This is a genomic window from Pseudomonas sp. HMWF006 (assembly GCF_003061205.1).
Taxonomy (GTDB): domain Bacteria; phylum Pseudomonadota; class Gammaproteobacteria; order Pseudomonadales; family Pseudomonadaceae; genus Aquipseudomonas; species Aquipseudomonas monsensis.
In genome coordinates this window covers 1-8,821 of the sequence record NZ_QAIU01000031.1, presented here as the reverse complement: position 1 = coordinate 8,821, position 8,821 = coordinate 1, and the positions used below count along the sequence as shown (strand labels likewise).

Here is an 8,821-nt window from a genome sequence, read left to right as displayed (position 1 = left end):
GATGTGGAGATCAACGGTTTGAGCAGCTATTGGTTGCCCGACGGCCAGCCATCGAGCAGCGTATTGCGGCGGTTGAGCGCGGCGCGGCGCATGCGCCGGATGTGTCGCTGGAAATGCCCGGCGGCCATGAATTCGGCCATCACCGCTTGAGTACTCACCTCGGAATGCCGGACATCCACCGCCCGGCGTTGCGAGAACGCGTCCACCAGCCCGGGAGGCAAGACCAGATAACCAAGGCGCAACGCCGGAAATGCGACTTTGCCAAAGGTACCGACGTACAACACGCGGCCCTGCCGATCGAGTGCTGCCAAGGGCGCCAAAGGTGCGCCGGTGTAACGGTACTCGCCGTCATAGTCATCCTCGACGATCCAGCCCTGGTTGCGTTCGGCCCACGCCAGCAACTCCAGACGCCTCGCCAGGCTCATCACTACGCCGGTCGGGTATTGATGGGAGGGCGTCACGTAAGCCACGCGACAATCGCTGAGCCCGGCCATCGCCGCACAGTCGATGCCCTCACTGTCCACCGCCACGCCATGCAATTGCGCCCCGGCCACAGCGAACGCATGACCCGCCGCACGATAGCCGGGATTCTCGATCGCGACACCGTCGCCCGGCTCTACCAGCAACTGTGCACAAAGACTGATGCCCTGCTGGGCGCCACTGGTGATCACAATTTGTTCAGCCGAACACTGCATGCCACGGGAGCTGCGCAAATAAGCGGCAATCATCCCGCGCAAACGCGCATCGCCGGCCGGGTCGCCGTAGCACAGCTGCTGAAGATCCGGTTTGCGCCAGAAAGCCGCGTTCAGCTTGGCCCAGACCTCGAAGGGAAACAGATCGAACGCCGGCACACCCACGCGAAATGCACGCGGCGGACCACTGGGCGGACGCGGTAAATGGTTCTTTTCGAGGCGCGAAAATGTCGCGCTGTGGATAACTTTACTGGATGAAACCACAGGCAAATCCAGCCAATTTGTGGATAAGGCTGTGGGTAAGCCTGTTGACAACCCTGTGGATACTTTTGTGGATAGTTTTTTTGCCGAGCTCAGCGACTGAGCCAGTTGCGCCACGTAGGTACCGTCGCCGACTCGTCCTTCAATAAAGCCTTCGGCATACAGCTGATCGTAGGCCCGCACCACGCTGTTGCGGGAAATCCCCAATGCTGACGCCAGATCCCGGCTCGCCGGCAATCGCGTGCCGCTGGCCAGACGGCCATCGAGTACCCGCAGACGCAGGTCCTGGTAGAGCTGGCGGCTCAAGCCCTGGCGGCGATCCAGCTCGATACCGGCAGGATTGAATGGCATGGACAGCGGCGGCGAAACGGACATGGCAATGGACCTGTGAAATTGGCCGGTAATGGCTCTTACAACAGTCCAATAGCCTGCCTACGATGCTGGCATTCGCCAAGGAAAATCTCGCCATGTACACGCCCAAAGCCTTTGCCATCGACGAGCTGTCGCAACTGCACGAACTGATCCTCGCCACCCGCCTCGCCATTCTGGTGAGCCACGGCGCCAACGGCCTGCAAGCCAGCCATGTACCGGTGCTGCTGCATCGCGAACAGGGTGAGTTCGGTACGCTGTACGGACACCTGGCCAAAGCCAATCCCCAGTGGAAAGACCTGCGCGACGGTGCCGAGGCCATGCTGATCTTTGCCGGCGCCGATGCTTACGTGAGCCCGGGCTTCTACCCGAGCAAGGCCGAACACGGCAAAGTCGTGCCGACCTGGAATTATGTCGCCGTGCACGCCTACGGCCGCGCCGAAACCTTCAGCGACGGCGGACGCCTGCTCGACATCGTCAGCACCCTCACCGACCGCCATGAGGCTGGCCGCGCACAACCCTGGTCGGTGGCCGACGCGCCGGCCGATTACATCGACGGCATGCTCAAGGCCATCGTCGGTTTTGCCATTCCCCTCGACCGCCTCGAAGGCAAGCGCAAGCTCAGCCAGAACCGCAGCGCTGACGATATCGCCGGCGTGCGCGAAGGCCTGGCCGCCAGTCCCGAAGTCAACGATCAAACCCTCGCCCAACTGATGCGCTAAGGAAATCACCATGAGTCAGATCGAGATACGCCCCGTCACCGCTGGCGATCACGCCGCGTGGCTGCCGCTGTGGCAGGCTTACCTGAGGTTCTACAACACCGAACTGCCGGACACGGTGACGCAAAGCACCTGGCAGCGCTTTCTCGACCCGGGCGAACCCACCCACGCGGCATTGGCCTGGGCCGACGGCAAGGCGGTGGGCATGGTGCATTACATTTATCATCGTTCGAACTGGAGCATCGAAAACTCCTGCTACCTGCAGGACTTGCTGGTGGTGCCGCAAGTCCGCGGCACCGGCGTCGGTCGTCTGCTGATCGAACACGTCTACGCCACGGCCAAGGCCGACGGTTGCTGCAAAGTCCACTGGCTGACCCATGAAACCAACGCCACCGCGATCCAGCTCTACGAGCGCATCGCCGAACGCCCGGGCTTCATCCAGTTTCGCAAAGCCCTTTAAGGAGACGCACGCATGACCGCTTCACTCGCTGACTGGAAAGGCGTCCCCGCCCCCACCGCCACCCTGCTCGAGGGCCGCTTCATTCGCCTGGAAAGACTCGACCCGGCGCGCCACGGTGACCAACTGTTCGCCGCCCTCGAAGGCCCCGGTGCCGACCCCAAACTCTGGGATTATTTACCCTACGGCCCATTCCCGGAGCGCACAGCGTTCGACGCATGGCTGAACAACCACGCGGCCGCCAGCGACCCGTACTTCTTCAGCGTCGTTGATCGCGCCAGCGGTCAAGTGCAAGGCCTCCTCAGCCTGATGTCGATCGTCCCGGCCCAGGGCCGCATCGAAATCGGCCACGTCACCTTCGGTGCGCCGATGCAGCGTTCACCGAAAAGCACCGAGGCGGTTTTCCTGCTGGCCAAGTATTCCTTCGAGCTGGGTTATCGCCGCCTCGAATGGAAGTGCAACAACAGCAACGCCCGCTCCAGATACGCTGCCGAGCGCCTGGGCTTCAGCTTCGAAGGCGTGTTCCGCCAGCACATGGTGGTCAAGGGCCACAACCGCGACACCGCGTGGTATTCGATTCTGGATGGAGAGTGGCCGGCGATCGCGGCAGGGTTCGAGCAGTGGCTGGCGGATGAAAATCAGACGCCAGACGGGCAGGTAAAAGGCTTGGTGGAATGCCGTTCCTGATTGCTTGAAAACAAACGATCGCAGCCCGCGACAGCGCCTGCAGGGTGTATTTGAATCCCATGCAGGAGCAGCCGCAAGCTGCGATCTTTTGATCGGCTGTCAGCCCAGCTTTTGCGCAAGCACCGCAATGTGCTCCGGGCCGATCCCGCAGCAACCGCCCAAATGGCTGGCGCCACGCTGCTGCCAGTCAATCGCCCAGTGCAAGTAACCCGGTGGATCCAGGTCATCGCGCAACGGATCAAGTCCGTCATTGGCGGTTGCCTCTTTTGGCTGCGGCGGAAACGCATTGGCATACGCACCAATGTGAATCTTCACCCCCAGACGCTCGAAGGTGGCGCGCGCCGCATCAATCGCGGCACCGATCACTTCCGGCTGACTGCAATTGAACAACAACGTCTCGACGCCCAACTCAGCCGCCACCGCGGCCGCTTCGGCCACAGGCTCACCGGAACGCAGACGAGGCACTTCATCGGTGTCTTCATCCTGCAAGGTGAACGACAGCCAGAACGCTTTGCCGTCCTTCGGCAACCCCGCATGGATCGCTCGCGCCTCGGCCAGCGAACTCTGGGTTTCCGCCAGCCACAGATCCACGTGCGGTGCCAGGCCATTGACCAATGGCGCCAGCAACTCGGTCACTCGGTCGGCGTTGAACAGATCCGGCCGATACGAGCCAAACAGCGGTGGCAATGAACCGGCCACCCGCACGGATTTCCCCGAGGCTTGCACCGCACGTTGCGCCAGCTCACCGGCCAACGCGGCCAGCGCCTGCCCTTCAGCGGCGAAGCGTTCTTCGCCAATATGGAACGGCACCACGGCGTAACTGTTGGTGGTAATCACATTGGCGCCACTGGCGATATAAGCGGCATGCACCGCTTCGACCGCTTGAGGCGCCTCGCTCAACGCCAGCGCCGACCACTCCGGCTGACGAAATGGCGCACCGGCGCGCTGCAACTCACGGCCCATGCCGCCATCGAGAATAATCGTGCTTGCTGCGCCCATATGCTTTTCACTCATATGCTTATGAAAATAACTCACTATCGGAGTCGTTCTTATAACTATTTAATACGCACCATTCGGTTAATAACAACCTCTTTTTTGCTCAGGGATCGACTGTGAAATTTCAACCGCTACTGGCCCTGGGCCTGACGATTCTGGCTGCCTCCACGCAAGCGTTTGGCGGTGCCACCCTGGACCGTATCGAGCAGAAAAAAGAACTGGTCGGCGTGCTGATGGAAAGCTATCCACCGTTCTCGTTCCTCAATGACCAGAACCAACTCGACGGCTTCGATGTGGATGTCGCCAAGGCTGTGGCGGAAAAACTGGGGGTCAAGTTGCGACTCGAAACGCCGTCCTGGGACGTCATTGCCGCCGGCCGCTGGAGCGGGCGCTACGACATCTGCATCTGTTCGATGACGCCGAGCAAGGCCCGCGCCGAAGTGTTCGATTTCCCGGTTGAGTACTACGCTTCGCCAGCGGTGATCGTGGTTAACGCCAAGGATGAGCGCATCCACGACGCCAAGGACCTGAGTGGCAAAAAAGTCGGCCTCACCAGCGCCTCCAGCTACGAAAGCTATCTGAACAAGAACCTGGTGATCGAAGGCGCCGAAGACACGCAGTTGCAGTACCCGTTCGACGATGTGCAGATCGCGCCATACGACACCGATAACGTCGCCTTCCAGGACTTGGGGCTGGGCGCCGGCGTGCGCCTGGATGCGATTCTCACCAACCTCGTCACCGCACAGCCGCGCCTGAACCAAGACAAACGCTTCAAGCTGGCGGGGCCGGCGCTGTACTCGGAACCGAATTCGGTGGCCATCGAAAAGGGCGACGCGCAATGGGATGCCAAAGTTCGCGAGGTCTTCGCGCAACTGAAACAGGACGGCACCCTGAGCCAACTGTCGCAAAAATGGATCGGCGCCGATATCAGCCAATGACTGCTTTCCCGACACCTCCACAGCCACCGCAACCGGTGGCTGAATCACGCCTGCAACGCATGTTCGGTTTCCGTACGCGGCTGTACCTGACCTGGGCAGCGCTGTTCTGCCTGTTCGCCGGGTTCTTCCTGAGCTTCGACCTGAAGTTCTCGATCATCCTCGACAAACTGCCCAATCTGGTCGGCCTGCACCTGGCGCCCAACGGTTTTCTGCAAGGGGCGGCGCTGACGCTTTTCCTCTGTCTGTGCTCGATCGTCGCCTCGTCGCTGCTGGGCTTCATCACGGCACTGGCACGCCTGTCGAAAAGCGCCGTGGCGTTCGGCATCGCCAGTTTTTACACCTCGTTCTTTCGCGGCACGCCACTGCTCATCCAGATCCTGCTGATCTACCTGGGCTTGCCGCAACTGGGTATCGTGCCCGGCGCGATTGTGGCCGGCATCATCGCCTTGTCGCTGAACTACGGCGCCTATCTGAGCGAAATCTTCCGCGCCGGCATCCTCGGTGTCGATCACGGCCAGCGCGAAGCGTCGCTGGCATTGGGGATGCGCGAGACGGTGATTTTCTGGCGGATCACCCTGCCGCAAGCCATGCGCACGATCATTCCGCCCACGACCAACCAATTCATCTCGATGCTCAAGGACTCGTCACTGATTTCGGTGATGGGGGTCTGGGAAGTGATGTTTCTGGCGCAATCCTATGGGCGCTCAAGCTACCGCTACATCGAAATGCTGACGACCGCAGCGATCATTTACTGGCTGATGTCGATCGGGCTGGAGCTGATTCAGGCGCGGATGGAACGGCACTACGGCAAGGCTTACGTGCGTCGCAGCTAGGGCGATCGGAACATTGCGGGCAGCGTCGGGTTTTAATTGATCTCTCGGCGCACCCGCACAACGCCCATTTTCAGTCCAAACGGACGAAACACTGCGTTCAACGATTTAAGTGTCTGATTGCCCTCACCGTGTTCGATATGGACCAGCGTGCGCACCGATATTTTGCACATCTTCGCAAACTGGGTCTGATGCAGACCGGTCACTTCCACGCGCAAACGGCGAACGGCCTCACCGATCTCCAGCGTCCCCTGGGCCAGCGCCTCTTGAATGCTTTCGATGAGCACAGTGCGCTCGGCAACCGTCATGGTCATTGCAGATCCCACTCTTTCAAGCGTTGCTCCAGATTTTTCAGATGAATGCCTGGGTGGTTCATGGTTCTGTCGGGCAAACCACTGGCCGTCAGTATGTCGGGCAGTGCCGCCAGACGTTGGGCATCTTCGCGCAATCGTTCGAAAAGCGCTGGCGCATCACATAGCGCTGCCAATGGGTCATTGGGTTCAGCAATATCCGCCAACGCACGGCACACTCCACGCCAATCCACGTCTCCAGCCCTCTCCAGATCTCTAGGCCATTTGGTCGTACGGGTCACGCCTTCGTCATCCATGACCATCGGGGCCAGGTCATAAATCGGCGCCAAACGAAATGTGTTTGCCTGACGAATGATCGCGGTGTTGCGACCATGGTTATCCGAGTTACCAAGAATCTTGTTGATCAGATCCCGACGTAAGTAGTCCGTCACAAGAGCGGGTATCTGACTGGCCTGCCCTGCTTGGCGCCAAAGCCCGGCGAGCATGCGGATAACCTCCATATGGTTCATCGCACTTCCCGGCGTCGTCACTTGAGCCAACGAGTAAATCGACTCCACAGCCAAGCGGCTTACATCACCGTCCCTTACCTTGCGATCAAAACGCTGCATCCACAAACTTGGCTTGTTCGCTTCTTCCAGTGCCAAGCCTTCGGCTGCGATCGTTTCGATGCCGAGTTTCTGAAGCGCCTTGTAGTAATGGAATTCGCTTCGCAGGATGTCTTGATCGGTCAAACCGCCTCTGTTTCTGGCAAATTTCACAAACCAATGTTGTCTGACTTTGTCGTCATCCAATACGGCATCGGGGTACAGGAGACCAGCCTTGTTCTCGGCCAATAAAAGCTTCGGTGCCTCACCACCCGCGCCTGTAGCTCCACCGATTGCCGCACCCAGCTCATAGGCATATTCGAGGAAACGGTTGTCACGGTGGACGACATCCTCACGCTTGAATCCGATTGGCTTGCGCTCATCGACAGCCTCGGCCGACTCTTTTATGCGCATATTGCCGATGGGGGCTGGAGTACTGCGACCGAGCAGATATAGATCGGCGCTGATGTTCGCCGGTTTTTCTCGACCTAGACGCTCAAGTAAAAAGCGTTTGGCGGCCCCTGCGGGGGCAATGTCGTGCACAAATGCCGGCGTTTTGGAACGATGGCCGTCCCAATCCAGTGGGTACAACGCACTCACCGCCCTGGAAAACGGAGAGCCCATGGCTTCAATATTTTCAGCAAGGTAGGCCGTCTCGTAACCAAAACTGCAGCGACTCTCGAAACCCTTTTCAGGATCGTCGAAGCTCAGAATCATCGCGTCTTGCCATTTACCCGCCGTGAATATCTGTAATGTCAGGTTGTACATGCCTTCCCACCTGCATTGAAATGCATTTCAGCAGAGCTTTCCTTCATACCAGATGCAATATAGTGCATTTAAAGCCTGACAGCTCTCCCTAAATCTGCAACAAAATGCAGATTAAATCCTTATTACCACGATCCGAATGCAAAATAATGCAGATCAGTCACCGACATCATTCTGTAAAAACCCTTCGCTATACAGGACGACCCGCTTATAACAAAAAGGCCGTCCGACCATGCCGTTCCCGCCTCAGCGTCTGTCCCTCACCATCGCCCTGCTGATCTCGGCCACCATTGCTCACGGCAAAACCGTGCAGATCGACACCGCCACCACGGCATCGCAGACTCTCGGCGGCAGTGACACGCTGACGATTTCGGCGCCGGGCAGCATCACCAACAGCGGCAAGGCCGTGAGCCTGAAAGACAGCACCAGCGGGGTCGGCGTGGTGATCGACAATGCGGGCAAAATCATCTCCACGGGTGGCCGCGCAATCGACAGCAGCGGCGACCTGACCCGGGCGCGTAACTATCAGATATACAACCGCAGCGGCGGGCAGATTCTCGGCGCCAACGACGCCTTGCGTGTCGACAGCAACTTCGTCAGCGGCAGCCTGCTGATCGACAACAGCGGCATCATTCGCTCGACCACCGGCCAGGGCCTGGACCTTGATGCCCTGCGCAGCGAAGGGGTAACAACCACCATTATCAACCGCGCGGGCGGATTGATCCGCGGCGATGCCAGCGACGGCATGAAAACCGGCGCCCATGCGACCATCAGCAACTACGGCGAGATCTCCACCGGGGATTCGCACAACGCCGACGAGAAGTTCGACGGCATCGACATTGATTCCGCCACCGGTGTCAGCATCACCAACTACGGGGTGATTTCCGGTGGCCGTCACGGCATCACCACCGACCTTGGTGCGACGCTGATCAACTACGGGCAGATCACCGGGCGCAATGGCTCGGGCTTCGGCTCCGACGGCGATGGCACGGTGATCAACCACGGCACCATCACCGGGGCCTATTCCGGGCTGCAAGCCAATGGTGACGGCGACGGTGTGGACATCGACAAGATCGCCCACATCGAAAACTACGGCACCCTCCAAGGCGTCGGCGCCGGCGGCGTGGACAAGGGCGGTTTCGCCAATGGCAGTGAAGGCATCGCACTGGGCGGCGGTTACATCCTCAATGCCAGCGGCGCGCTGATCAGTGG

General features: G+C 59.8%; 8 protein-coding genes and 2 pseudogenes. 6 read left to right on the top strand and 4 right to left on the bottom strand.

Annotated elements, in window-relative coordinates; all coding sequences use genetic code 11:
* Positions 1-1,328: pseudogene (locus DBR24_RS00960) on the bottom strand (PLP-dependent aminotransferase family protein); the annotation flags it as partial.
* Positions 1,329-1,420: 92 nt separating this feature from the next.
* Here DBR24_RS00960 and DBR24_RS00955 point away from each other — a divergent pair.
* The 3 genes from DBR24_RS00955 to DBR24_RS00945 are packed head-to-tail and all read left to right on the top strand — an operon-like array spanning position 1,421 to position 3,185.
* Positions 1,421-2,044 (top strand): FMN-binding negative transcriptional regulator, encoded by a 624-nt coding sequence (locus DBR24_RS00955; RefSeq protein WP_128613611.1) that lies wholly within the window; start codon positions 1,421-1,423, stop codon positions 2,042-2,044.
* 10 nt (positions 2,045-2,054) lie between these two features.
* The gene (locus DBR24_RS00950; RefSeq protein WP_128613610.1) at positions 2,055-2,501 is read left to right on the top strand and encodes a GNAT family N-acetyltransferase; all 447 of its coding nucleotides are present in this window, start codon (positions 2,055-2,057) and stop codon (positions 2,499-2,501) included.
* Positions 2,502-2,513: 12 nt separating this feature from the next.
* Positions 2,514-3,185 carry a GNAT family N-acetyltransferase gene (locus tag DBR24_RS00945; protein WP_128613609.1) on the top strand — a complete coding sequence of 224 codons (672 nt, stop codon included), beginning with the start codon at positions 2,514-2,516 and terminating at the stop codon, positions 3,183-3,185.
* A gap of 99 nt (positions 3,186-3,284) precedes the next feature.
* Here DBR24_RS00945 and DBR24_RS00940 read toward each other — a convergent pair whose 3' ends face one another.
* Positions 3,285-4,184, bottom strand: a complete 900-nt coding sequence (locus DBR24_RS00940) for a homocysteine S-methyltransferase family protein (RefSeq protein WP_128613608.1) — start codon at positions 4,182-4,184, stop codon at positions 3,285-3,287.
* A 113-nt stretch (positions 4,185-4,297) separates the two neighbouring features.
* On the opposite strand from DBR24_RS00940, the gene DBR24_RS00935 reads away from it, so the two are divergent.
* Positions 4,298-5,119, top strand: coding sequence for an ABC transporter substrate-binding protein (locus DBR24_RS00935; protein WP_128613607.1), 822 nt, complete (start codon positions 4,298-4,300; stop codon positions 5,117-5,119).
* On the top strand, positions 5,116-5,952 hold the full coding sequence (locus tag DBR24_RS00930; protein WP_123469989.1) for an amino acid ABC transporter permease: 837 nt from the start codon (positions 5,116-5,118) through the stop codon (positions 5,950-5,952). Before DBR24_RS00935 ends, DBR24_RS00930 begins: the two co-directional genes overlap by 4 nt.
* A 32-nt stretch (positions 5,953-5,984) precedes the next feature.
* Here DBR24_RS00930 and DBR24_RS00925 read toward each other — a convergent pair whose 3' ends face one another.
* Complete coding sequence (locus tag DBR24_RS00925) at positions 5,985-6,263, bottom strand: helix-turn-helix domain-containing protein (RefSeq protein ID WP_128613606.1); 279 nt, start codon at positions 6,261-6,263, stop codon at positions 5,985-5,987.
* A complete protein-coding gene (locus DBR24_RS00920; protein ID WP_128613605.1) occupies positions 6,260-7,612 on the bottom strand; it encodes a type II toxin-antitoxin system HipA family toxin in 1,353 nt (450 codons plus the stop codon). Before DBR24_RS00920 ends, DBR24_RS00925 begins: the two co-directional genes overlap by 4 nt.
* Positions 7,613-7,841: 229 nt before the next feature.
* Here DBR24_RS00920 and DBR24_RS00915 point away from each other — a divergent pair.
* Positions 7,842-8,821 (top strand): annotated as a pseudogene (locus tag DBR24_RS00915) (autotransporter domain-containing protein); the annotation flags it as partial.